We start from the raw sequence: 24,961 nt of genomic DNA on the forward strand, positions 1-24,961 counted from the left end.
AACGCACCGCTAATTGAATTGAGACGGTGCGTTACACTTCGTTAACGCACCCTACATTGATAAAACTTACAAAATTGTGCCGACTTCTTTCAAATAAACCCTTGTGAATGGTTCATCTTCACCTAAGCTGTAATCTTCAATTAACCCTTTACGGCTAATTGAAATATTGTCTCCTTTTCTAATGACCACAGTCGAGCCTTCTAAAACATCTCGCGCTAACATCATTTCAGTCTCGTTGGGATTATCGAGAACAACCATGTTACTACCTTGGTAGAACATCCCATCCTCTTCTAAAATCTCAGCTTCATACTCAGCAATCAGTAAATCGAGTTTGGGATTACGTAACAAACTTTGAAGATTGCTGTTGTAATTTTTGCTTAAAATCTTTCTCGACCGATTCACAAAAAGCCCATCACGACAAACAGCACCTACTGTCCAATCAGGATGTTGCAAAAGTATATGGTCTATGGTTTCTTGCAACTCTTGAACTGAGATTTTATTAAAGGTAATAATTGGGATTCTCGCGTCTGTCCCTGACTCAAAAAATGTTCCTAAAATATGAGAAGGCACATCCACACTATCACCAACTGCTGGGTTTAAATGCATCAAAATACCAGGTGCGGCGTTGATTTCTAAGATGGCAAATTTACCATCCTTCCAAGATTCCGAGAGACTTTTGGTAATCACATCAATACCAAGACAAGTTAAGCGGAAGTGTTGGGCAATATCCTGCGCCAAAATAATATTGTCATGGTGAACGGTATGTGTGGCATTAATACTCATACCGCCAGCCGAGAGATTTGCTACTTTGCGAAGATAAACAGTGCGGTCTTTTTCCAGCACACTATCTAATGTTAAACGCTGTTCTCTTAAGTACAATTCCATTGCTTCATCACGCTGGATTTTACTCATAGGAGAAGTTGGTGTATCCCAGCGTGCAGGTTTGCGGTTTTCTTCGCGAATTAACTCATCAATAGTGGAGTAACCATCACCAACAACTGAAGCAGGACGGCGTTCTGTAGCGGCGACAAATTTACCATTGACGCATAGCAAGCGAAAATCTGCGCCGGATATGCTTTTCTCGACAATGATCCTTGTAGATTGTTCTTCAGGAATCGCCGCTAGCGCCCTACTATAGGCAGATTCTAGTTCTTCCGAGTCTTGAACTTCGGCTGTCACACCAATTCCTTTATGTCCGACTACAGGCTTCACAGCTACTGGATAGCCAATTTCTCTGGCTACTGCTAAAGCATCCTTTTCAGTATTGACAATATCGCCTTCTGGTACAGGGAAACCCAAGGTTTTTAAGAAAGCCTTACAGTCATCTTTGCGCGTAGTAAAGTCAGAATCTATATGGCTATCGCAGTCAAAAGTCGTGGCTACACCGCGAATATGTTTTTTGCCATAGCCATACTGCGTCAATCCTTCTTCCCAGAGATAAAAAGTGGGAATAGCTTTTTCGTAAGCTGTTCGCAATAAGGCGTAAACTGTGGGGCCACCGTAGACAGATTGTCTAAATCTATTTTGTAAGCGTGCTAACTCATCCTCAAACAAGAAATCTGCATCTCGGTTGATAGCCTCAAACCAATCCCAAACAAAGTAGACTACCCCTCTAGTTGTGCGTTCGTGTAGAGATTGGATAGCGATATACACAGAATTGGAATTTGGTTGCACATTCCAACGGGAGAGGTGCAAACCCATCTCCAGCTTGCCCACTTCCGATAGAGTTTGGGCAAACAGATGGGCATAGGATTCATATTCTTGGTTGGCTAAAGTGGGATAGCGATCGCTAATAATTGAAACTAAGTCCTCAATGGGTAGAGGTTTTCTATACTCAGTCAGCACAAAGTTGAATACTAGCGCCCCTACTTCTAAATAGGGGTTGGGGCCCTGGTAATGCTTGAACTTGAAAATATCGAATACGTCGGTTTTTCTGGCATTGATGCGGACTGCATCGGTGCTTTTTTCTTGAAGCATTGATAGTAAACCTCTAGCTAAACACCCTGAAGTCCGGACGCTGACTTGCGTTTACCCAGACCTATCGATGATCGATTGATTTTTGCGTATTGCTGGGGAAGCGATCGCTTAACGACTGTTCAGAGTATAAAACTCAACCCTTACTGGCACAGCCTAACTCTACTGGGAGACTTTTTCAGCTATCCCAGGGTATAATCACAATTTTTCAATTTTTATTACTCAGTATGGAGTAGATAGAGATATTCAGGGCTGGGAGTCAAAAGTCCAGAGTCAAGGGTCAAAAATTGGACTTTGGACTCTGGACAAGCACTGCACGAAAAATATGACACTTGCGTAAGTCCTATATTGTTACTTTAAGTTCTCTGTCATCAAAAATATAACCTTTGAAAGGTGCAAATTACTTTTGAATTTTATATATCTAGAATACGGATCGTCATAGACAGCAAAGTATGAACAATACACAAATTTCCTTAAGAAATGAAGTTCGGCAACTTGCTGATGAAGCTTTTCACCAAAAGCTAATTTCTGGTCATGGAGATGGCCCAGACAGCAACGAATATCAAATTGTCTACCAGGGTAAACCTCGACATCTCCCCCTAGAACAAGCCCGTCTTTTCTTAGTTAACTTACTTTATCGCAGCCGCCTGTATTAGATGACTCTGGATAGAGAAATCTAATTTCAATTTTTCATGCAAATCTTAGCAATTAAAAAATACTCTGATGTTACTTAAATTCAAATAAAAAAATGATTTTTCAGCCTCTAGAACTAGTATCTAGAGGCTGATATATATTGGAAACAATATAAAAATATTCTCGTATTTATTTGCAGGTATAAAATATTTACAATTTAGACTATTCAAGCTTGTCAATAATTTTAATTTATTAATCTACCAAATGGATGATTTGATATCTGTAATTGTCATGCTTTATTGAAAATACTTACATAAAATTTTAGGTGAGATCATGGTGACGACCGATATTAAACGGCAGTTGGTAATTATTGGTGGTGCTGAAGATAAAGAAGGTGATTGCCAAATCCTGCGCGAGTTTCTACGGCGTGCTGGAGGTACGAAAGCTCATATTGTTATTATGACAGCCGCAACAGAACTGCCTAGAGAAGTTGGAGAAAATTATATTAGAGTCTTTGAACGCTTAGGGGCAGAAAAAGTTCGGATAGTTGATACAGAAACTCGCGAAGATGCATCTTCATCAACAGCTTTAAAAGCAATTAATGATGCCACTGGGATATTTTTTACAGGAGGCGACCAAGCGCGCATTACTGGTATTCTTAAGGATACAGAAATTGATGAAGCTATTCACCAGCGACTTGCTGAAGGTGTTGTGATAGCAGGTACAAGTGCTGGTGCAGCAGTAATGCCTGACACCATGATTGTAGAAGGTGATTCCGAAACAAATCCGCGAATTGAAATAGTTGATATTGGCCCTGGTATGGGTTTTTTACCAGGAGTGATTATCGATCAACATTTTTCACAACGTGGTCGTCTAGGACGCTTAATTTCTGCTTTGTTACAAGAACCTGCTGACTTAGGATTTGGGATTGATGAAAATACCGCTATGGTAGTTACTGATAACCAAATTGAAGTTGTGGGTGAAGGTGCGGTGACAATTGTTGATGAATCAGACGCAACACACAACAATATTGACGAAATTCTCAAGGATGAGCCGTTGGCAATTTTCGGAGCCAAATTACATATTCTCCCAAATGGCTATAAATTTGACCTAAAAACTCGCCAGCCTATTTTACAAAACGCCTCGATTGCAGATTCATCAGTCCCAGTTGGTTCAGCAAATAGCTGATTTTTATAAGATGCCGATGAATTAACTAGAGAGTAAATATCCTTTAGTAATGTTTATCTTCTGTAAATCCCCCAACTATCTTGAAGAAGCAGAAACAGCATTCTGATTCTCAAGCAGTTAGGGGATTAATTACATGGTTTTTGGGGTCGTCTTCAAACATCTTCTGAGGTAACAAAATGTCTGCTGTAATTGAATTTAAATTGTTCGCGCCCCGTAACAATCAAGCCTCATTAATGGGTTCTTTTTCTGATTGGCAAGAAACGCCAATGGAAAAAAGCGAAGATGGTTATTTTTCTACTCAATTAAACTTAGAAGATGGTATTTATCAATATAAGTTTCGCGTCCAAACCAAAAGCCCCAATTTTTCCCCCGATGAATGGGTAGAAGTAATTGACCCCTACGCTACTGATGTTGATGAGCAAGAAAAAGTAGGCATAGTACAAATTAAAGATGGTAAACGTATAGTAGATACTTACATTTGGCAACATGATGATATTCCTCTGCCAGAAAATCAGGAATTAGTCATATATGAAATGCACGTTGCTGATTTTACTGGAGGTGAAGTTGATAGTGACAAAAGAGGAAAATATCTAGATGCTATTGAAAAGCTAGATTATCTGCGTGATTTAGGCATCAATGCAGTTGAATTAATGCCTGTGAATGAGTATCCAGGCGATTATAGCTGGGGCTACAAAGTCCGGCATTTTTTTGCCACAGAATCTAGCTACGGCTCAACAGCCGATTTAAAACTGTTCATTGATGAGTGTCATAGTAGAGGTATTCGGGTTTTCATGGATGGAATTTATAACCATACGGATGAAGAATGCCCGTTAATGCTAATAGATAGAAACTACTGGTACTACGAACATATGCATTATCCAGAAGATCCGGATAATTATTGGGGGCCAGAGTTTAACTATGATAACTATGATGAAAAATTAGACGTTAAACCTGCTTGGAAATATGTTGGGGATGTGGTGCGTTTTTGGGTTCAAGAATATCACATTGATGGCATTCGTTTTGATGCCGTGCGCCAATTAGCTAACTTTGAATTTCTGCACTGGCTGGCTCAACAAGCAAAAAAGAATACTGCACCTAAGCCGTTTTATAATATTGCAGAACATATTCCCGATACCAGCAAAGTCACAACACCAGAGGGGCCACTTGATGCTTGCTGGCATGAAAGTTTTCACTACTTTATAGTTCCCCATGTTTGTGGTGAAAAATTTGAATTAGATCATCTTAAGCAAGTTTTAGATCCAAAACAGCAGGGTTATAAAACTGGTAGAAATGTCATAAATTATTTGTCAACTCACGATCGCGATCGTTTATTTAGAGAATTAGGTAATCGAGGTATCTTTGGCGAATCTGCATTTACAAGGGCTAAATTAGTGGCGGCGCTGTTAATGACAGCAAAGGGTATACCGATGCTGTGGATGGGTGAAGAGTTTGGCGAACACAAGCGGAAAAGTGAAAGTGTGACTCAGCCTAAGAAAATAGCTTGGCCTTTGTTAGAAAATGCGGAAAATCATGATTTATGGCAATATTACCAACAACTCATTGCCCTACGGAAACACAATTTAGCCCTGCAAAGTGACAACATAGAATTTTTCTGTGAAGATGCAGACGCAAAACTTTTAGCATACGTCCGTTGGCGTGAGCAAGGTTCTCAAGTTGTGGTTGTGGTAAATTTCCACGAGCAGAAGCTTACTGACTATTGCATTCCCAATTTCCCCAATGCTGAACATTGGCAAGATTGGTTTACTCAAACTGAGGTAGAAGTAGGTCAAGATGGTTTAGTTACAGACCTAGAACCCTACACAGCTAAGATATACGTTTCTCACTAGTTGTCTATCTCTGTTCAGGGATTTTAGGGACTTCCAGAAAATAAATTATCCAATATACTCCAAGACTATTTTTTTCTCCCCCCTGCTCCCTGCCCCCCTGCCAAGAAAGCGATAGTATATTTTTTTAGTTGGAAGTCCCTTAACAGTCTTGTCCTGGCTGTTCACAAGCGCCTATACTCACCCAACTGCTGGAACCATCTTGCCAGTGTTCTTTCTTCCAAATAGGGGCATTGTGCTTGAGAGTATCTATAGCATAACGGCAAGCTTCAAAAGCTTCACTGCGATGAGGACAACCAACTGCTACTAAAACACTGATTTCGCCAACTTGCAAACGGCCGATGCGATGATGAATCACTACCCGCTTGACATCAGTCCACAGAGAACGAATCTCTGCGGCAATTTGGGAAAATACTAGCAATGCCATTGGTTCATAAGCTTGATATTCTAAGCTAACTACTGGTTTCCCATCAGTTTGATTGCGAACCATACCACTCATTACTACTACTGCACCATTTGCAGGATCGTCGGCTTTGGCGTAAATTTCTTCTAAAGATAAAGGCGCAAGGGTAATAGCAAAGCTATCTTCGGCTCTTGGTTTAACGCGAAAGTTCAGTGTATTTGTCACAACAAAGTTTATGTAACTGAAACCCAATATAGCAATCCTATCTGGTTTGGGGAATTAGCAGACAAAGATACTCAAACGTCTTGGACAAGCCTGGTGTCTTCTTATTCAGGATGATTGAGGATTGCTACAGTTATGTGCAAGTTAAAAATTGTAATCTTACGTAAAATTACGTCAATCTTCAGTTCTGTAGTCATCCATCTTAAGGCAGATCACTATAATTAAAGGTGACAAAGTTATTAGCTAGCTTTTTCGGACATCCCATAGTTTGCAAGTGCATTGGTATTAAGTATCAGCAAGGCTGAGTTAATCAGCAAGTAATTGTTAATTGGTAACCAATTAGCAAATGTACTTAATAAGGCTTACGCAAGTGTCACAAAAAATTCAAGTTTTTGTTTGGAGACAGCAGCTCTATCCCTAATGTTGAGGACTAAAGTCTTGACTAGGGAATTAAATAAGATGCTAGTTGGGTAAGCTCTGATTTACATGGCTTTTGAAAGCAGACTGCATAGAAAGTAGCATTAAATCTTTCTGGTTTGATGAATCTCAATAATCATGAGTCACACCAGTTATTCAAATATCTGGCTACAGATTGTTTTCTGCGGCGACACTGTGATGTGTCACCCTGAAGGGATTTCTATAAGATATCCAATTTGATGCAAAAAGAAGCAGTTCTGATGAAACAAGTTTCACAAGCCTTGCATAAAAGTCGGAATAGGATTTGCACTCAGCACTTTCAAGCTAGTGGGATCAGCACAAACCAATCGCCAATCCCTAGCTTTCAATACCTATTTTCAACAAGATTAGGCAGAATTTAATGAAATCTTTAGTGTATTCTCCAGAAGTAGCAAGGCTTGAGGCTCTTTATCAGTATCAAATTCTGGACACCAAACCAGAACCAGCATTTGATGATTTAGTATTCTTAGCCGCGCAGATTTGTGATACACCGATCGCAGTGATTAATTTAGTGGATGCTGATCGTCAGTGGTTTAAAGCCAAGGTGGGATTGGATTTTGAGCAAGTGCCTAGATATTTAGGGTTTTGTCCAATTTGTATAGCACAGTGTGATGTTTTGATTATTCCTGATACCTTAGCAGATGCAAAGTTTGCTAATTCAGAAATTGTTACTGGCGAACCTTATGTAAGATTTTATGCTGGTGTTCCTTTGCTCGCACCAGGAGGACAAGCGATTGGGACTTTATGCGTAGTAGATCGCATTCCCCATGAAATAACCCCGAAACAGATAGAATCGCTACAAGCTTTAAGTCGCTTAGTTATTAGACAATTAGAGATTCGGAAAAATCCACAATTAGCTTACCTGGTTGACGGTATTAAAGAGAAGCAAGCAGCGTTGCGCGATCGCCAACAAGCCGAAGCAGAATTACGCTGGAAAGAGGCGCTTTTACGCTCTATGACTAGTGTTTCGCCCCTAGCCTTTTATGTGGTAGATAACCGTACTGATAATATACTTTATTTTAATCAGCAGTTTTGTGAGATTTGGGGTATTGAACACCTAGAAGCGCAAATGGCAGCGGGAAAATTGCAAAATCAGGATATTATTCCCGATTGTGCCAAATTAATCTTAGATATTCCCGCTTTTGCAGCTTCCTGCCAACCTTTGCAAAATGAAGAATACCGTGCTGTGGTCGAAGATGAGATTAAATTTAACGATGGACGTACTATTAGACGCTTCTCTACCCAAGTACGCGATCGCAATGATCAATATTTTGGGCGTTTATATATTTTTGAAGATATTACCAGCCGCAAACAGGTAGAACAACAAATTCGCGAACAAGCAGCATTGCTGGATATTTCCACTGATGCGATCGTCTTACGCGATTTATCTAATAATATTTTGTTATGGAATAAAAGTGCTGAACAGCTTTACGGTTGGCAGGCAGAGGAAGCTATTGGTAAAAATGCTTGTCAACTGTTTAACAATGAACCTTTATTACAATATCAAGAAATCTGTCAAACTGTGTTAGGAAAAGGTTCTTGGCAAGGGGAATTACAAAAAACTAGCAAATCAGGCAGAGAAATTATTGTGGAAAGTTGCTGGATGCTAGTCTTAGATGAGCATTCTCAACCCAAATCAATTTTAATTGTTGACACCGATATTACTCATAAAAAGCAACTAGAGCAGCAATTTTTCCGCGCTCAACGTATGGAAAGTATAGGCACTCTTGCTAGTGGCATTGCTCATGATTTAAATAATGTTCTGTCACCAATTTTGATGTCGGTACATTTCCTCAAAAATAAACTACCTGATCGCCAAAGTTCACAAATGCTCTCGATAGTGGAAAATAATGTCAAACGCGGTGCTAACTTAGTTAAGCAAGTACTATCTTTCGCACGCGGAATTGAAGGCGATCGCCAAGTTATCCAGTTGCGAAATATTTTATTAGAAGTCAACGAAATTATCCAAGAAACTTTTCCTAAATCAATTACATTATCTACAGAAATAGCAGAGAAATTATCACCTATTTATAGTGATAGTACACAAATACATCAAGTATTAATTAATTTATGCCTGAATGCTCGTGATGCTATGCCCAGTGGCGGCAATATTACTATATCAGCAGCGAACATTTATATTGATGAAAACTATGCCAGAATGAATCTTGATGCTCAAGTTGGTTATTACATAGTTCTGAAAGTTGCGGATACAGGATGTGGTATCCCGAGCGAAGTATTAGATAGAATTTTTGAACCATTTTTTACCACAAAAGAATTTGGTAAAGGAACTGGTTTAGGTTTATCAACTGTGATGGGAATTATTAAAGGACATAATGGTTTTATTACTGTATCAAGTTGTATAGATCAAGGTACAGAATTTCAAGTATATTTACCAGCAGTAAATACAGCTACAACGCAGATATTAGAAGATAGTAAAATTGAGCATGGCAGAGGAGAATGGGTTTTAATTGTAGATGATGAGGCTGCAATTCGTGAAGTAACAGCAACATCTCTAGAAAGCCATAATTATCAAATTATCGCAGCTCGTGATGGCATAGAAGCAATAGCACTTTATGCCCAAAATACTGATAAAATTAAAGCTGCAATTATTGATATAATGATGCCCAATATGGATGGAGATACTACCATTCGTACATTACAAAAAATGAATCCAAAATTATCTATTATTGCTGTCAGCGGCATATCTACAGGCGAAAAATCACCTATCAATCAAACAGTTCCCAATGTAGCATTTTTACTTAAACCATATACGGTACAGGAATTATTAAAAACCCTACATTTAGTTTTGAGTTGATTAAATATTTACTATGACATCTGATGAAGTTTTAGCAGTCAACGCAGCTTTTTATAGAGCTTTTGAAAAAAAAGATATTGAAGCCATGAGTTTAGTCTGGTCACAAGGAACAAGTAGTACTTGTATTCATCCTGGACGTAATGTGCTGCGTGGTTGGAAGGAAGTTAAATATTCTTGGGAGCAGATATTTAAAAATACGGCTTATATAGAAGTTAATTTAGATATCATCTCTACTGAAGTAACCGACAATATTGCTTATGTGATTTTGAAAGAAAATATCCTCCAAGTATTTCGTGGACAAAGACTAGAAGCACAGTCAATCGCCACAAATATATTTCAATTACTAGGTGGTAAATGGTATTTAATTCATCATCACGGTAGCCCTATTATGCGTTAAACTTAACAGTGAATAAATTAGCAGCTATGGGCTAAACTTTTACACATTTAAGTTGCATGGATTGATATAAATACTGTCGTTAAGGGCAAAAGGGGAAGGGAAAAAGGGGTAAGAAAAAACCTTTAACCCTTACGCTTTCTCCTTTTCTCCAAACTAAATTCCGAGTTGAAAATCCTTAACCGTATTGGGATTGATATTTGATTTCGTAGGGTGTAATGTCGCCAAGCGCCGCACCAAAGCCTAGAATAAGGTGCATTACTGCACATAACTGGCTCCTCTGAAATCTTGACGACTGAACCAAGAAAATGTGCAATCTTTAGATGTGCATCAGTTTATACCAATTCAAATAATGTTTGCAACAGATAAATTCTTTGTAAGGGCACGGTATCCTCAATCTTTTGGCATCTCCAATATCTTACAGGTGCCGTGCCCCTACTCATCTGTCGCGTTCTTTTTTCAAAATGGTATTAGTATTTCTTCAATCGAAAAAACCCCGTTCAACGGGGTTTTTATAAGCCTAATTTCTATTTGAGTATGGGTAGATAAACTTAACGCAACTAGACATTACCCAACGCATAAAAATAGTTTTAGGCTATGAATTTACTTCAGACTTCAGCCATTACAAATCAGGAGGTAAAATTACTTGATCGATGGCATGAATTACACCATTAGAGCCTGTAATATCTGCCTGAGTTACAGTAGCCTCATTTACTTTCACACCTGTAGCCGGATCAACCTTGACGTTGATAGCACCGCCTTCTACACTTTTCACTTCGCCTGATTTTAAATCGCTAGATAATACCTTACCGGGTACTACATGGTAAGTTAATATCTTAATTAAAACTTCTTTGTTTTCAGGCTTTAACAAATCTCGGACTGCATCTTGAGGCAATTTAGAAAATGCCGCATCGGTGGGTGCAAAAATCGTAAAATTATCTTTGCCTTCCAAAGTTGCAGTCAATCCAGCTGCTTTTAAAGCTTGAGTTAAGGTTTTAAAAGATCCATTGGACTCTGCAATTGCTACCAAGTTCTTGTTTTGGGTACTGCTAGAATTTGGTGCAGGCTTAGTTTGGGTTGGTGCAGTGTTAGAAGGTGTTGAAGGTGTTTCTGTTGCAGGTGCTGTAGGTGTTGCAGAAGGTGCTTCGGTTGTAGGTGTAGTGGGTGCAGCTTCAGCAGGAGTGGTTGGGGTTGGTGCAGTTTCTCCACTGCTTGTGTTTGCACTGCTAGCACCACGGTTATAGGGAGGCTCGTTGAATATACTTGGGTTAGGATTGAGTCCTCTTTTTTTGGTTTTCTGTGCTACCAAATTTCTGTTAGCAGTTGTGCCTTTTGCTGTATCTTGTGTAGCCTGAGCAGGTGTATAGTTACTGTTTGCCTCAATGCGTTGACTACGGCTATAGGGAGCCTCGCTAAAAATGCTAGGGTTAGGATTTGTTGCTTCCTTTGCTTGTGAAGGTAATGTAATCACAAGGCTGCATCCAGCTATTCCTACTATACCAGCAAGATTAGTTAGCAATTGGCTGTAATTGACCTTCATAAATTTTGTTTGTTTTTATTTTGCACAGGTTACATAAAGACTTATAACATTTTGCTACGTACAAAATCTCACCTAAGACGTAAGAAATTTTTTCCAAAGATATCTAATATCACATTGCATGAGAACGTCATAATTAGTGAACAATAGTTGTGGTAATAATTTCCAGCTATCTTGCAGGCTCAAATAATCTGCATGAAGTGAATTAATTTATTTGCCTGAGTGAATATTGCTGAGTGCGATGATTAAGTTACTCATTTGACAATGCCAGTATCCAAAAGGTGTCAATTGGTAGCAAGATAAATTTTTTAGATAAAAATCTTGTAACTCTAGCTATCAAATTAAATCATCATTATTTAAAATATTGTTACAATTTATACTTTATCTTTAGTAAGATTAAACTAGCTAAAAAATTTGCTCGCTTATTTCCAGATTTTCCTATTTCAATGCAAGAGGTAATACATATTCTAATTTTTCAATTCAAAATTAGAAAAGCCAGATAACAAAAGGAATTCTGAGTTTGAATCTGTTCCTGGCTTTGGGCGAACAGTTGCGAAAAATTCTGGAAAATTTTATTTTTACTTTGTCAACATACTTAAGCTGATACGCGCCTAGATCAAATATTCTGTCGTTAGGGCTGTCAAGGGTCAAGAGTCAAAAGTCCAAGCTAGCCTTTGACCCTGGATTCTGGACTCTTGACCACCTGAGCGCGAAATATACAATTTAAATGCGTAACAGCTTAGTAAGTTAATTTTGAGAAAATAACCCCACTTCCCCGCAGGATTATCAATCAGAGGTACATAATTTGGCGTGCTGGGCTAGGAGTTGGGGATTGGAGAAGAACGATTTTTATGTTTAGCTGACTAAAGGCAGGAATTCAAATAATACTTATAGTAAAATATAAAGTAGTTTTTTATACGAAATAAATTACGTGATTCTAAAGCATGAGAAATTAAAATGATCAGTGCAAACTCAGGAATAAGATGTTAAGTTAATTTATACGTGAGTAGGTAAGCAATTTAATTATTTGATAATTGCATCCATGAAGAAAGATTTTTTTGATAGGCTTATAGGTTTGCTAAAAAATATCTGAAAATTTAAATTTGTTGGCAATGAACTCGTGAGTAAAAATTGAATTACCAAAACGATTACAGCAACTAAAGATACAATTAGTAAAATTGCTCAATTCATTAGTTATAGGGTATTCAAATGCTGGAATTATACCAATGGGAACTATCCCAATACTCAGAAAAAGTGCGATTGATTTTAGATTATAAAGAGCTAAATTATCGCAAAATAGAAGTTACACCAGGAATTGGTCAGGTAGAACTGTTTCGCCTGACTGGTCAAAGGCAAGTACCAGTTTTAAAAGATGGAAGCAGATATATTGCTGATTCCACAGAAATAGCTAAATATTTAGACTTAGAGTATCCAGAACGTCCACTAATCCCGAAAGATCCCAAGAAAAGAGGTGCATGTTTATTAATAGAAGAATGGGCAGATGAATCGATAGGTATCAAAGGGCGGAAAGCACTATTTGCTGCTATTAGTCAAGACCAAAATTTTCGTAAATCCTTGTTACCCACTTCTACACCAGATATTCTCAAAAATCTGATTGAGGGAGTACCACGTGATTTCTTAACGGTTTTGGGTGTTGGGGTTGGTTATAGCCCAGATGTAATTAAATCTGCGATCGCAGATTTAAAGCAAGACTTAGAAGCGCTGACACTGCTATTGGCTGATAGCCCTTATTTGCTAGGCGATGAACCGAGTTTAGCTGATTTGGCAGTAGCTGGTTTATCAATTTTACTGAAATTTCCCGAGGGGCCTTATTTAGATTTACCTGTAGAACTTAGAGGTAAAGGATTGCCTGGTTTAGCAGATAATCCTGATTATGCACCGTTTTTTGAATGGCGCGATCGCATCTATGCCCAATTCCGTAAACCATTAACTGGTACTTCCCCATCTGCAAGTAGACCGACTTCAATTCAAATTGATTGATAGGTTAAGGGTTATAGAGCAATACGCTTGGGTTAAGAAAATTAATTGATCACAAAACCAAAAAACTAGTTACTCAACCTGAGTTCGGGATAAGCTGAAACCCCCATGACACCGTTGCTTAATTCTAGGATCTGTCAACGTGCTTGCGCCGTTTCAGGCGTTTAACGTTAAATAAACCTCTTTAACCCGAACTGACGTTACTCAACAAAAAAACAGAACAATAATTTTGGAGGGGGTTTGGGGGACGCAACCGTCACCCAATCGGGGGTTTGGGGGAGAATCCCCCAATTGATCTGGCTTTTTAATTAAGTGACAAATCAATCACTAATGAGCTTAACCCAAGCGTATTGGGTTCTAGAGTCGTTAAAAATCAAAGAGACGCGATTAATCGCGTCTGTACTCAACAGTCATTAGTCGTTAGTTGATTTTCCTTATTTCCCAATTTCAAAAGATTGGGGAATAAGGAGAATCACGAACTTCAAATTCGGTAATTAACGGCGGAATCTGTTGGGGTCGAGGCGAACGCCATTTTGTTGTGGGCGAACAGTGGTTTGGCTATTGGAACGGTTACGTAAGGCGACACCATTTTTTAACCCGCTACCATTACCACCATCTTTGCGATCGAGGAAAGGTTTCAGATTAATACCACTTTTAGATGCAGAAGCGCGATTACCACCTATTCCTGTACGACCTAAGTTATATAAATCACCTAATATATTTTGATTGTTGCGGTAGGTGTTAACAGCAATGGTTTGTTGACCGCTATCCGCAGTGGTAAGGTTTTGGAAGATGCTATTGCGGACAGTATAGGGGTCTTTATCGCGGGGTACTGTGAGGACAATCCGACAGCTAGGATCAGCCTCAGTGGTGACACAAACAATGTTCTCGTTATTTAACCTTGTTACTTGGAGTTCTTGTAAGCCATCTGGACGATAGGATTCTAAGCGTTGGGAAATTGTTTGACAGCGTCTGTTTACATCCCAACCACCACCTAAAGCCTGAGGTGCAGCCCAAGCAAAGTATTGACCTGGTTGACTTTCCGGCTGATACATCACGGTATATTGACCGTTGTAGGTTTGACAACTAAACCTACTACCATCAGCTGTAGGATAATTTGTGGTGTTAGTTGCTGTACCTGTTGGTATCGGTGTAGTTGTGGTTGTAGTTGTGCCCGATGGTTCTGTGGGTACAACCACACTATCATTAACTTGGGCAAATGCTGCCGAATTACCCAAGAAGCAGGATAAACCTAAACCACTTAAAAGCAGAAATTTCAAAGCGTGCGATGACATAAATCATCCTCTAGGGAAAATCTGTAGGGATATTGATACCTTCAGTGACGAAAAATTTTGTTTTTGGTTCATTAAGAACGCTGCTTTTTTTCTTCTTGCGATTTTTTCTCTTTGAGAATTTGTTTGACTTTGGCTTGAATTTGTGCGTGTCGTTCTACACCTTCATAGGCGTAGCGGTTGTATTTGCTATTGGTAATCATATCTTCTAGATAACTAACTCGCTCACTACCGCCAGGATGAGAAGATAACCAACTAGGAGGAGCATTTTTCTGTTGTTTTTCTAGCGTCACCATCAAATTACGTAAGCCATCAGCCGCATAACCTGTAGCGACAATCAGACGCGTACCAAGGGTATCTGCTTGACGTTCCATGTCGCGGCTGTAACTGAGGGCTGAAAGTTGTCCGATAATGCCCCCCAAAGGTATATACTGCGTCACATTAGCAACGAGGTTACCTTGGGTAACTAATTGAAAGCCGTGGGATAACACCACATGGGATAACTCATGACCAATTAACCCAGCCAATTCAGCTTCGGAGTTTGTTTTAGCGATCGCACCTGCATTAATAAAGATTTTGCCACCAGGGAGCGCAAAGGCGTTGAGTTCTTCTTGGGGAACGACAAAAAACTCATATTTAAATTCGTTGCGTCCGGCGACTTTGGCGAGTTTTTGTCCAATTTCATCGACGTAGGCTACTACTGTCTCATCGGTAATCTGTTTTAATTCTTGTTTTGCTTGCTTGGCTACCGATTCGCCTATGGATTCTTCACCGCGCAGTAGCATAATTGTGGAATCCAGCGCCGAAAAAGGGCCCAGCAAACTACCGCTAACAGCGTAACCTAATGCACCCGTGAGAATATTAGCGATCGCATTGCCTCTAATTTCTGCTTGAATATGAGATTTATAACGCTTGAGATGCACATCTGCTAAATTCGCAAACTCTGGTGCTTGCGGATCTTTAGGGTTGAGAATTGCAAATTGACGCGCTGCTAAAGAAGCTTCCATCCATTTTTGAGCTTCCGCAAGTGCTGTAACTCTAGCTTTAATCAGTTCTGGTTGGTCTGGATAAAGGGAAGCTCCCCGTTCTAAAATATCTAAAGCTTGTGGAGAGCGATTATATTGTTTAAGAACTTCTGCAAATTTGATATGTCCGGGAATAAATTCCGGATACTGCTCAACTAATAGTTGTAGTGGAATTAAAGTCCGAGATTCTAGCTTCTTCTCTATCCCCGCCTCTGCTTCTCGCCAGTATACCTTACCCGCGGGGGATAGTTGCGTTGGGTCAGTAATTGCAGCTTTGCGTTCTTGAGGTTGACTAGTTTTCGCAAAAGGTTCTTTTACCTCTCGGTAAATTTTTTCAGCTTCCACAATTTGTCCCGCCTGATAAAGCTTGTCTGCTTCGATGAATTTTTGCTGACGCGCAATTTCTTCAGGAGTTAGTTCTGGTTCTGTCGCCGTATCTGGCTTTTTCGGTTCTGTAACTTCTGGGCTGGGGCTGGGCGTAGGTTGTGGTATGATTACAGGCTTCGGCGTTTCCGTGGGATTGGGAGTTGCACGTTGCAGTATTTCCCGCAGCTGTTGTTGACTATTTGCAGCAGGTTCTTGTGCAGGGACGGGTGCTGTAGGCTGGGTAAGAATAATTAATATTGATGTGCCAAAGGATAATAACACCCAGTTCAAGGTTAACAGCAGAGACTTGCGATTTCGTTTCATGCTGGGTTCACCCCTGTAAAAGGTTAGTATTTTTACAATACATCTAAGCGGGTGATTTAGGGAAAAGGGTCAATCAATTTTGGATTTTGGATTTTAGATTTTAGATTTTAGATTGTCGATTGTATTTCTCGTAGTAGGATGCGTTAGCAATAGCGTAACGCATCAGCGCTAAAGTTTTTTGTGCGTTACGACTTACAGATTTTTGTTCAAAAATCAAATCTGATTGCCATATATTATTAAGGATAGGAATAAAAAATTAACTGCAGATAAACGCTGATAAATTTGTAATTCATTAGATTAGGGAATGCTAAAAAAGGGAAAGGTGATTTTAAACCTCTTCCCTTTTTTACATTTTCCTCTTTTTCAACAAAAGAAATGCAATTTTTAACTTTCTATCACAGCATTTTCTAATCCATCAGAAACTAGAAAACCGTTTTTAACGAGTCTAGTATCAACTACTTCTAACTCAGAGTCATAATTATTAATTAATGGTAATATTTTGTCTTGTAAATGCATTGATTGCAAATGGCTATTGATGCCGGAGACCGCTAAATTATAAGCAGCAATTTTCTGGAGAACTAGACTCATAACTCTTTGATTATTAATAATTTTTTCTTGGGCTTCTTTTTCTAGTATATTTTCCAAATAAGCTCTAGCATGAGGATACTGCTGTAATATTTCATCAGCTTGCTTTTCCGCCATTTCTAATAACTGATTTTTAACTATTTGGTTAATAGTTTGGCGAAAAGATTTGCGAATAGTATTAGAAACTTTCGGCTCAAAATCTAACTTCAATAATTGTCGAATTGCTGGTTCTGCTTCTACTATGCTTTCGCAGTCGTAACTTTGAGAAGTTTGCTGCAATGTTTGCCGGAATTGATATATTGAAAAAGTACCTTCATCGTAAAATCTAGGACTTTCTCGCACAAAGCGATCGCACTCTACACTAGCTGCACTAATTAAGGCTTGGGAAACTAGTTTTTCGACAATTTTGATTTCTATTTCAATGCCGCCATCATTTCCTAACAAACGATATAATTGGCGATAATAATCCGATTTGCGAATCTTCTCTATTAGCTGCTGAAATAGATTAGCGACTAATTGCTGTGAAGATAAAATCAAAATATCTTCTAACTGATTCGCTAAATAATAAAATGCTTCTACTAAAATTGCTAGTAAAGGTGCAGTCGCATTCCGGGGATGGCTGAGGGTTGCACGTCGATAAGCATCAGCCACAGAAAAAGTATCTAGCAATTCATCCAAACGGCGAATCATCCGGGATTGCAATTGCCGGAAATCAGCTTCAAAGCTATCACAATTATTATTAATTACTAGGTTAACCTCTTCATTAATATGCTGCACCCAATCTTTACTAACTTGCTGTAATTGCTGGTTGAGACGTTGCAATTCCTGCACCTTCATTGTCTCAATTTCTCGCGGCTGACTATCTAAATCTTGATATACCGCTTGATAATGCTTTTTCAAGTTAATACAGATATCTTGCAAATCCTCAGCCAAGTTTTGAAAAAGTTGAGGGCGCTTTTCTTCTGTGAGATAGCGAGTAATTGCAGTTCTAAATTCTTCTATGCCACTATCTTTAATTAACTGGCTAATTAATGGCATACCCTGTTCTTTAATAATTCTGACATAGTTTTCATTAGGCGTTTCAAAACTATTCACAGAAATGCGAAACTGAGTAGCTGATAATTTACCAGAATTAGCACAGTAACGGTTAAATTCATTGACAAATTGTGGTGTTTCTTCTCCTCCATTGAAGCCTCTCACATTTGTAGCAAAGATGGAATCTAAGCCAAATCTATCTTGCTCGGTTGTTTGTTTAATTTGACTGCCATAAAATCCTAGTAAGCCACTAGTTTTGTAAACTCTATTCGTCTCGCGGAACTGTCCAGTAATTAAATCTTCTAATCGTTGCTTTAGCTGGGCATTGTACCAGGTTTCATCAATGCGATTAAAAATATAAAAAACGCGATCGCGGATTCCTCCGTTACCCCGCATGGTTTCTAAAAGTTCCGTTTCTTCCTTTGTCATATCGCCAGCGGAGGCGGGTTTTAATACGCAGATGACAGCGGAGGTCTCCGGATGTTGAATTCTTTGATAAGTTAACAGTGCATCCTTCGCTACTGGCGCATCAATACCAGGAGTATCAATAATGACGTTACCATCTTGCAATAAAGGATGATAACAATAATATTCAATCCTTTTCAAAACCGAACTATTGCTACCACGTCTTGCATAGCTAGCAGCTTCTTTAATATTGACAAAATTAAATTGTGCCATTGAATATGTAGCATTATTCACTGTATGGATATGTTGGCGATTTGCTACATAACCTTCCAGTAATAAAATTAATGCTTTAGCTTGTTTGGCACGTTCAGATTTACTCTCACCTCCCTCTTGTTGCAGAATAGCTTGACAACCTTGATTCAGCAAATTAATCACATCATTCTGATTAATATTTGCTACTGTCTTAAATCCTAATTGTTGGCATAATGCAACTGCTTGTTCACGGATTTCTGCTTCACTCAAAAATGTTAAAACAACCCTTTCTTCATCTGCGGTTGCATATTCTATTTTGCACTCTGTACCTGTAGCGTGTCCTTCAGCACTGTATAACAATTCTCTTTCTAAAAGTGCATTAATCAGCATCGATTTACCTGCACTAAATGCACCCGCAAACACAATTTCAAATCTAGGAGAAATAACTTTCGCTAGAGAAGTTTTGACAGGTGTAATATCATAAGCGCGTAATGTCGGTTCTTGTTGTAAAAGATTTAATATATATTCAACTTGTTCTTTTAAATCTATAGCTTGATAAGACAAGTCTGACATATTTATAAGCCTGATAATATTTAAGTATATTTTACGAAAAATTGTATAAATTTTAAAACAGTGCTATTACTGAGAAAGTATGCTCGCGCTTTGATGTCATGCAAGAAAAATCAATGATCAACGATAAAAATCCCACCCCCAGAAAGAGAGTAGGATAACCTGATTATCAGTTCTTAATTGATGCGCTGGTGGTTTATGTCGTTAATCTTGCTGAGTTTTTAGATCTCCGACTTCTCACAACTCAGAAGAGGAAGTACTAATAATGAGTACCAGTTTTACGATGATTGATAGCAGTCACCGCATCAGGTTTGAGTAATTTACCGTTATCAACAGTTGCATAAACTACCCAATGATCGCCACATTCTAAGCGTTGGCTAACTGAGCATTCCAAATAGGCGATCGCATCTGTGAGAACAATGCAACCATTATCAGCAACCGCCGTACTAAAGCTAGCAAATCTATCTTCCCCAGGAGCAAAAGATTTGCGGAAATGCTTCATGTAGTCAAGATGATTGCCTTCTTCCAAAACATTTAAGGTAAATTTACCACCTGGATACATCAGAGATTCAATCGCTCTTTCTTTAGCGATCGCCACTGTAATTCCCGGTGGATTAAATGTGGCTTGAGATACCCAAGCACCTAGCATTCCTGTGGAAACATCTCCTTGCTTGGCGGCGATAACGCAAACAGAACCAACAATTCGACCCACAGCTTGTTCTAAAGGAGTAGCAGCTTGTTGTGGTACGCGCACTTTTTTCGCTTTCTTAATTGCTTGAGCAAAGTCTGTGCCAACTTCTTCACAGTACTTGAGAGTGACATCATCTGGTTTAAACTTGACTTTGAGAGTTTCAAAACCAAATTTATAACCAGCATCCCGGAGTTTACCTTCAATTAAATCAAAGGCTTCACCACTCCAGCCATAGGAACCGAAAACTCCCGCCAGTTTATTGTTATCACCAACGCTGAGAACAATTCCTAAAGCGGTATGAATGGGGGTAGGTGCATGACCACCAATAGTAGGAGAACCAATGATAAATGCATCGCACTCTTGCAAGGTGGTGCGGATTTCATCAGGGTCAGCAAATTCACAGTTGATGGATTTGACCGCGACTCCGCCTTTAGTCAGTCCTAGTGCGATCGCCTGTGCTAAAGTTGCCGTATTTCCATAAGCTGAAGCAAACAACAACGCCACAGATATTTCCCTGGTGCGTTGTGCGTGGCTCCATTCGCCATAAGATTTGGTCAGTTCGATTAAGCTGGTGCGTACCAAAGGCCCATGACCAACACCATACATTCTCACCTGCAAATCAGAGATTTTCTCTAAAGCAGCTTCTACGTGTAATGCATGGGGAGCCATCAAGCAGTTGTAGTAGTAGCGTTGGTCTTCCTTAAAGCTTTCCCAATTATCATCAAATACTTCATCGCCACAGATATGAGAACCAAATAACTTATCTGTGTAGAGAATTTGCGTTTGTTGGTCGTAGGTACAAAGCGCTTCCGGCCAGCGAGGACTAGGAATCGGGAAGAATTTTAAAACATGACCCTTACCTAAATCCAGAGTCTCTTTCCCCCGCATTACTAAGATATTTAGAGTGTCATCAGGAAAAGCATTCCGCAAATTCGCAGCACATGGAAGCGAACAGACAAATGTAATTTGAGGTGCTAATTCTAAGAGGGCTTTATATGTTACCACCCGGTTAGGATTAAAATGACCCAAAATCACATAATCTAATTTTTTTAAATTCAGGGTTTGCTGCAAAGCATCCAGATAAATTTCCGTAAAACTTTCTGCAGGTGGATCAGTAATGGCTGTTTGATCGCCTTCAATTAAATAGCAATTGGAGGTAGTTCCCCTTTCAAGTGCATATTCGATTTCAAACCGCAAACGTGACCAACTACGCGCTCTCAGAACTTTAGTATTTGTTGCAATGGGCAAAACTTGTACGTCACGGGGTTTGGAATTGCTCATAGATTTTGGGTGATTTTTATCAAAGAAATGGAAAAACCGGGTATAATTTACCCAGTTTTTAGCTAATTCAAAAACGCGGGTGAAGCTATTGGGAAATTTCATATCGTTCTGAGTCCTGAGTACTAAGTGCTTAGTCTTGAGCGATATTGCAGAGCAAAATATAAAGATGAAAAAAGATAGCTTGCTTGATACCAATTCCTCAAAATTCATGACCAATCCAAACTGATAAACCCTGGTAAATTTGGATTTATGAATTTGGAATTATTGAATTGGTATGAGTAGTTCTGAGCGCAATTTGCATCCTCATAACTCAGCACTCGTTACTCAGCACTCAGAACTTTTGTGTTTAGTAGTAGTTACCTACTTTGCGATGACGAACGGCTGTCAGTCCTTCTGGTTTGGATACACGACCTTCTTGGACAGTGCAATATAAAATCCAGTGGTCGCTACATTCAATGCTGCTTTGTACTTCACATTCCATGTACGCCAGCGCATCTGTGAGAATCGGAGAACCATTTTTCGCGGTTTGAGTTTTCACACCAGCAAATCGGTCAGCGCCAGGGGTTAAGCGCTTGAGGAAGTGCTTTTTAAGTTCCTGATAATTTCCTTCTTCGAGGACATTCAGGACAAAGAGATCGCCTACTTGCATCAAGGTATCTATGGCGCGGTCTTTAGCTACCGCAATGGTCAATCCTAAGGGTTGTAAGCTTGCTTGGCTCACCCAAGATGCCAGCATTGCACCATTAACATTACCTTTTTTGGTAGTGACAATATATAGTCCGCTGCTAATCCGACCCAACGCTTTTTCCATATTTACGTCGAGGGACTTGAGTTGCTTGAGATTGCGATCGCGCATCAGCACTTGTCCCAAATCTGTACCAGCTTCTGCACAAAGCTGATATGTAGAAGCGTTGGGAGCCTCTTTAATCCGAATCGCTGGGAAGGCTTCCTTAATACCTGAGTCAATGAATTTACGACGTAGTGTATCGATGGGTTCATCATCCCCACCGTAACACTCAAATAATCCTACTAGTTGCTTGTTATTAACTACAGCCAACAGCGAACTGATACCAGCTATAGCTGCAGTATTTGTACTTGGTGGCATACCAATTACAATACCAGCTGCTCTACCTGCTAATTCTTGGATTTCTTGGGCTTCAGCCGTGCTGAGATCAATCATTTCGATCCCCACACCAGTTTTTTGAATACCCTCTCCAATAGCCTGAATCAGCTTTTCGCCAAAGCCATATTCAGAAACATAAAACAAGCCAACAGTTGTTTCTGCTTTTGCTTGTCTTTGGCTCCAACTTTGGTAACACTCGGTCAGAATATCTAAATGATGATGCAGTAAGGGCCCGTGACCGTTGGCAATAATTTTAATTTTTCCTAAATCATTCATCCGCTTCATTGCTGTTAGCAAAGAGCGAGCATTAGGCCCCATCAAGCAATCATAATAAAATCTAAAGTCAGCCTCGATGGCTTCTAAATCTTCATCAAAAGTACGCTCATCACAGAAGTGCATCCCGAAAGCATCACAGGTGTAGATCACTTCGGTTTTGCGGTCATAGCTAAAGATGGTATCTGGCCAATGCAGATTCGGCGCACTCACAAATTCGATTTCATGTCCTTTCCCAATATTTATGCGATCGCCACTTTTGACAATCCGCTTGGAAAATGGCTCATGAGACAGGTTTTTAGTGTAAAGTAAAATAGACTTTCTACCAATGCGGGGTTTAACTCCAGGTGAACGCTGACCAAAAAAACGCTACAGCCAGCGGTGTGAGGCGTGCCGCTGGCTAACGATTCAACCATTTTCTTATGGGCGTGAGTAGCAGTATTAAAGGCTACATGGATAGCGTTAGGGGCTGGCCAAGCAATCAACGAGTATCGCGTTCTTGACGATCACTCCTTGCTTGTAGTAGTCTGTCAATTTTGTTTTGAGGAATTTTTGGTAGTGCGGGCATCTTGCCCGCGTGAGCGAGACGCTCACACTACTGTCCCTCATTTCAACCCTGACAGACTAGTAGTGGCTCCAACCAGTTCCGGCAAAACCTTTATTGGATTGGGTTAAGACTAGATTGCCGCTTAAAATGAATATTTTTCATGTGTTTCTTTACCGTATTCATAGTAATATACAGCCGTGCAGCAATTTCTTTGTAGCTACAGCCGGAGCGATAAAGAAACCAAATTTCAGCTTCTCGCGGAGTCAAGCGGTACATCTTCACTTCAGCGCTCACCGCATCATTTTGCATAGACTGATGCTGGTCTTCTATTGTGACTAATAGGTAAGGCTGAGTCCTTTCCTCGGAAGTCAACCATCTAACCCTAATACGAAAAGCACCTAAATTCTCTGTATTAATTTCTGACTCTATTATTATTGTTTTATCGGGAAATAGCTCTTGGCTATCGATTAGAGATTGGCAAACGCTCCAGATAACTGGTGGCACAAAATTCAGGTTTGAACTGCCTTGATTCAATTCAGCACAAATGCGATGAGCAGATGTATTGGCAGAAACTACTTCCCCAACTTCGGTCAAAATTAACATGGCATCATCTATGCTGTCGATTACAGTCTGCAAAAAGTTTCCTTCTGACAGTTTTAGTTGAGCCTTTGGTTTTTCTAACTCAATCTCATCTTGAATCGAAGCGAGATAAATTGGATATCTAGAGCTAGTTCTCAGCAAAATCCTCTCTTGAGTACTTCCTGTCACCAACAGTTGATTTCTTAGAACAGTAAGAATTTCAGACGCACTAGTTTGCGTAGAAGATACAACTTGTAAATCTTGCACTGGAACACCCAGGATCTCAGTCAGTTGTCCCTCTCTGAATAGAGCCAAAATTTGTTGTAAACCTTCCTGAGACCCTTCCAAAACCAGCTTTACACTGCCTGCCTCTATCTTCTGTAGTGTCAAGGATGTGTCTCCCGAAATTTGACGTAAATGGGCAATAATGGCTTCTGCTAGTGGCTTGTTAAGTTCATCAATAGTAGCACTTAATATAAGTATGTATTTAGCTGGCTCTGGGTTATTTTTTATATCTTTTTTTTCAATGATAACGGGAGTTAAATGTTCTGGAATGTCATGTAATCGAATTTCTATACAGCCAAACTTGAAAGCTTTCTCTATAGGATGGTTTGCGCCAAGTGCTTTATAAAAACCAACAGCAAAAGCTATTGCAGCCTTATCGCCAATGGCTTGGTTCATACCGATAACATAATTAATATGCTTGGCAATTGCTTGCGCTTGAATCTTAGAATAACAAGCATTCAAGATGACACAATTTACTTGTTTATCCACAAGTTCAAACAATGCAGCTAGAGCTTCTGGCTTTACAGGCTTCAATTTTCCTACTTCATCTTCACAGCAAAGTTCGCCAGTATTTGTGCCATGACCAGAAAAATGTACAATATGAGGCTCAACATCCAATATTGCTTGACTAATATCGCCAGGACGCACATTCCACCGTTGCTCTAACACAAATTTTTCTCGGTGTTTGGCTAGTTGTAGCTTTTCTTGAATATCTCGCAACTCTTGCCCCAAACGCAGCCGGGAAGCATCACTGGGATCTGACGCTAAAAACAGAATTTTAATAGGATTATCATTGTTCATTCACAGGCAGCGCGAAAGTTTAATTAGTTTTTATAGTACTCTATGCCTCAAGTAGAGCATTAA

General features: G+C 39.5%; 14 protein-coding genes and 1 pseudogene. 6 read left to right on the plus strand and 9 right to left on the minus strand.

Translation table 11 applies throughout. The annotated features are described in order from the left end of the window. Positions 1 to 66: 66 nt before the first annotated feature. Complete coding sequence (locus AACU25_RS22170) at positions 67 to 1,977, minus strand: ATP-binding protein (RefSeq protein ID WP_096579335.1); 1,911 nt, start codon at positions 1,975 to 1,977, stop codon at positions 67 to 69. A 449-nt stretch (positions 1,978 to 2,426) separates the two neighbouring features. Between AACU25_RS22170 and AACU25_RS22175 the strand changes: the two genes are divergently transcribed. The 3 genes from AACU25_RS22175 to AACU25_RS22185 all read left to right on the plus strand — a co-directional run bounded on the left by AACU25_RS22175 (position 2,427) and on the right by AACU25_RS22185 (position 5,642). Then, entirely contained in the window at positions 2,427 to 2,630 is a 204-nt protein-coding gene (locus AACU25_RS22175; protein WP_045874577.1) for a hypothetical protein, read from the plus strand. A 310-nt stretch (positions 2,631 to 2,940) separates the two neighbouring features. After that, entirely contained in the window at positions 2,941 to 3,795 is an 855-nt protein-coding gene (locus tag AACU25_RS22180; protein WP_096579337.1) for a cyanophycinase, read from the plus strand. A 176-nt stretch (positions 3,796 to 3,971) separates the two neighbouring features. Continuing rightward, complete coding sequence (locus tag AACU25_RS22185; protein WP_096579339.1) at positions 3,972 to 5,642, plus strand: alpha-amylase family glycosyl hydrolase; 1,671 nt, start codon at positions 3,972 to 3,974, stop codon at positions 5,640 to 5,642. 139 nt (positions 5,643 to 5,781) lie between these two features. Here the strand turns inward: AACU25_RS22185 and AACU25_RS22190 are convergent, their stop codons facing one another. Next, positions 5,782 to 6,267 carry a molybdenum cofactor biosynthesis protein MoaE gene (locus AACU25_RS22190; protein ID WP_321206757.1) on the minus strand — a complete coding sequence of 162 codons (486 nt, stop codon included), beginning with the start codon at positions 6,265 to 6,267 and terminating at the stop codon, positions 5,782 to 5,784. 814 nt (positions 6,268 to 7,081) lie between these two features. Between AACU25_RS22190 and AACU25_RS22195 the strand changes: the two genes are divergently transcribed. Both AACU25_RS22195 and AACU25_RS22200 read left to right on the plus strand, forming a co-directional pair. After that, entirely contained in the window at positions 7,082 to 9,535 is a 2,454-nt protein-coding gene (locus AACU25_RS22195; RefSeq protein ID WP_096579341.1) for a hybrid sensor histidine kinase/response regulator, read from the plus strand. A 13-nt stretch (positions 9,536 to 9,548) separates the two neighbouring features. Then, positions 9,549 to 9,932 carry a nuclear transport factor 2 family protein gene (locus tag AACU25_RS22200; protein ID WP_096579343.1) on the plus strand — a complete coding sequence of 128 codons (384 nt, stop codon included), beginning with the start codon at positions 9,549 to 9,551 and terminating at the stop codon, positions 9,930 to 9,932. Between the two features lie 619 nt (positions 9,933 to 10,551). Here the strand turns inward: AACU25_RS22200 and AACU25_RS22205 are convergent. Beyond that, positions 10,552 to 11,469, minus strand: coding sequence for a fasciclin domain-containing protein (locus tag AACU25_RS22205; protein ID WP_096579345.1), 918 nt, complete (start codon positions 11,467 to 11,469; stop codon positions 10,552 to 10,554). A 1,206-nt stretch (positions 11,470 to 12,675) separates the two neighbouring features. Between AACU25_RS22205 and AACU25_RS22210 the strand changes: the two genes are divergently transcribed. Continuing rightward, positions 12,676 to 13,467: a glutathione S-transferase gene (locus AACU25_RS22210; RefSeq protein ID WP_096579349.1), complete on the plus strand. Its 792-nt coding sequence runs from the start codon at positions 12,676 to 12,678 to the stop codon at positions 13,465 to 13,467. Positions 13,468 to 13,958: 491 nt separating this feature from the next. Here the strand turns inward: AACU25_RS22210 and AACU25_RS22215 are convergent, their stop codons facing one another. The 6 genes and pseudogenes from AACU25_RS22215 to AACU25_RS22240 form a co-directional block, all read right to left on the minus strand. Beyond that, on the minus strand, positions 13,959 to 14,759 hold the full coding sequence (locus tag AACU25_RS22215) for a COP23 domain-containing protein (protein WP_096579351.1): 801 nt from the start codon (positions 14,757 to 14,759) through the stop codon (positions 13,959 to 13,961). Positions 14,760 to 14,830: 71 nt separating this feature from the next. Then, a complete protein-coding gene (locus AACU25_RS22220) occupies positions 14,831 to 16,471 on the minus strand; it encodes a M48 family metalloprotease (RefSeq protein WP_096579353.1) in 1,641 nt (546 codons plus the stop codon). 384 nt (positions 16,472 to 16,855) lie between these two features. Then, entirely contained in the window at positions 16,856 to 19,321 is a 2,466-nt protein-coding gene (locus tag AACU25_RS22225) for a dynamin-like GTPase family protein (RefSeq protein ID WP_096579355.1), read from the minus strand. 256 nt (positions 19,322 to 19,577) lie between these two features. Then, positions 19,578 to 21,290 carry a flavin reductase gene (locus AACU25_RS22230; protein ID WP_096583940.1) on the minus strand — a complete coding sequence of 571 codons (1,713 nt, stop codon included), beginning with the start codon at positions 21,288 to 21,290 and terminating at the stop codon, positions 19,578 to 19,580. 346 nt (positions 21,291 to 21,636) lie between these two features. Next, positions 21,637 to 22,980 (minus strand): annotated as a pseudogene (locus AACU25_RS22235) (flavin reductase); the annotation flags it as partial. A 364-nt stretch (positions 22,981 to 23,344) separates the two neighbouring features. After that, positions 23,345 to 24,898 carry a LuxR C-terminal-related transcriptional regulator gene (locus tag AACU25_RS22240; protein ID WP_321206756.1) on the minus strand — a complete coding sequence of 518 codons (1,554 nt, stop codon included), beginning with the start codon at positions 24,896 to 24,898 and terminating at the stop codon, positions 23,345 to 23,347. Between the last annotated feature and the right edge of the window lie 63 nt (positions 24,899 to 24,961).

Origin of the sequence: Tolypothrix tenuis PCC 7101, from assembly GCF_963874875.1 — a bacterium.
Taxonomy (GTDB): Bacteria; Cyanobacteriota; Cyanobacteriia; order Cyanobacteriales; family Nostocaceae; genus Aulosira; species Aulosira tenue.